This is a genomic window from Streptomyces sp. NPDC031274 (assembly GCF_055570235.1).
Map to the genome: position 1 here is coordinate 1 of NZ_JBVIHP010000155.1, position 1,762 is coordinate 1,762.

A 1,762-nucleotide genomic window follows, 5' to 3' on the forward strand; every position below is an offset into this window, starting at 1 on the left:
AGCTCTGTCAGCACCTGCCCAAGTCCCCGCATGACATGCGAACGCCATCCCCCGTCCATGATCTTGCGCGCCATCATCTGCGCCGGGTCGTCCGGGTCGAAGCCCTCATGTACTAGGAAGAGACGCGTACCGCGCCCTTCGTGTTCCAACGTCCACGTAATGGTCCAGTCCGCAGGGTTCTCCGGGTCGGCGTCGGCCCATCGGACGCTGAGCATCCGCTCCACCTCGTACGCGAGAACCTGCACGTCAACGGTGCCGGAGAAGTTCGAATTGGGCCGGGGCACGGACGACATGGCATACCGGTGCCCCACTTCGAGTCGGAAGCCCTCGCTGCCCGGCATCTGCCACTGAGCCAGGAGTTCCGGCTCGGTCAGCGCCCGCCAGACCTTTGCGGGCGGGTGCGGAAAGAACTGATCCACATGGATGGTCGTGAGGTCATCGGTGCTCATGACCGGTCATCGTCGGGCATGCGGTCGAGCAGGGCCCCGAGCCCCTTCAGCCTGTCGCGCCAGAAACGCTCGTACGGAGTGAGCCACTCCTGCACCTCGGCGAGCGGTACCGCTTCGAGGCGGTAGATGCGCTGCCGCCCCGACCGCTCCTCCGACACGAGACCGGCGTCGCGCAGCACCTTCAGATGCTCGGAGAGGCTGGGTCGGCGCATGTCGAAGTGGTCGGCGAGCACCTGGACGGGCTGCGGGCCCTCATCACGGAGGAGGCGGAGGACTTCACGCCGGGTGCCGTTGGCGAGCGCGGCGAAGAGCTGGTCCTCGCGCTGGACCTGGCCGGGGGCCTCGTGCGGGGTCCCGGCGGGGGGCTCGTGCGGGATCTGGCGCTCGCCGGTGGTGACCATGGCCCTCAGAAGCCTTCCTTCTCCGCCTTGTCCGTCTTCTTGTCCGTCTTCTTCTCCGTCAGCAGCATCAGACCGTTGCCGTCGGGGTCCTGGAACCCGGCCATCCTGCCCCAGGGCAGCTCGTCCGGACCGCTCACCTCGACACCGGCCGCGGCCAGCTTCGCGCAGTCGGCGTCGACATCGGTCGTGACCAGCATGATCCCCTGCGCGGAGCCGGGCACGAAACCGCCCATGCCGGGACCGGAGAGCGTGAACACGGTCTGCGCCCCCTCGGGCGCGACCTGGAGCCAGCGCCCGGGCGGCATCTGCAGGTCGGCGGTGACCTCGAAGCCGAGCACGTCCGTGTAGAAGCGGAGGGCGGCGTCCTGGTCGGAGACGGGGACGGTGATGAAGGAGGTGTGGGTGATGTTCATGAGCACAACGATAGGTAGGGAATCTCCTACGAGTCAACCGTAGGAGATCCCCTACCTATGGGGTGGCCGACGCCGACGCCGACACCGACACCGACTTCGACATCGACACCGCTCAGCGAGCCGGGCCGTACGGCAGCAACGCCATCTCCCGAGCGTTCTTGATCGCGCGGGCCAGCAGGCGTTGCTGCTGGGCGGAGACCCGAGTGACCCGCCGGGAGCGGATCTTTCCCCGGTCCGAGATGAACCTGCGGAGCAGTTCCGTGTCCTTGTAGTCGATGTACGTGACCTTCGCCTGGTCCAGGGGGTTGGGGCGCGGCTTCTGGACGCGCGGGGACGGCTTGCGGGGGGACATTCAGACCTCCAGGAGGGTGTCGAAGGCAGGGGGCAGGTGTTTCCAGGCGTCGCGCCCGGCGGCGTACTCCTCGTCCGTCAACAGGCATGACTCCAGGACCTCTTCGAGACCCTCGCGGTCCAGACCCGGCGAGATGAAGACCAGGTG

4 protein-coding genes and 1 pseudogene are annotated in these 1,762 nt (G+C 67.5%); all 5 read right to left on the bottom strand.

The window, feature by feature from the left end; genetic code table 11:
* Window positions 1-449, bottom strand: a 449-nt coding sequence (locus ACZ5CR_RS44480; RefSeq protein WP_468869169.1) for an SRPBCC family protein, incomplete at its 3' end; no start/stop codon positions are given.
* The gene (locus ACZ5CR_RS44485) at window positions 446-850 is read right to left on the bottom strand and encodes an ArsR/SmtB family transcription factor (RefSeq protein WP_468869173.1); all 405 of its coding nucleotides are present in this window, start codon (window positions 848-850) and stop codon (window positions 446-448) included. The genes ACZ5CR_RS44480 and ACZ5CR_RS44485, both read right to left, overlap by 4 nt.
* Window positions 851-855: 5 nt before the next feature.
* Window positions 856-1,263 (bottom strand): VOC family protein, encoded by a 408-nt coding sequence (locus tag ACZ5CR_RS44490; protein ID WP_468869178.1) that lies wholly within the window; start codon window positions 1,261-1,263, stop codon window positions 856-858.
* 112 nt (window positions 1,264-1,375) lie between these two features.
* Window positions 1,376-1,615 (bottom strand): 30S ribosomal protein S18, encoded by a 240-nt coding sequence (rpsR, locus tag ACZ5CR_RS44495; protein ID WP_468869183.1) that lies wholly within the window; start codon window positions 1,613-1,615, stop codon window positions 1,376-1,378.
* Window positions 1,616-1,762, bottom strand: a pseudogene (locus ACZ5CR_RS44500) (cobalamin biosynthesis protein CobW); the annotation flags it as partial. It lies immediately after the preceding gene.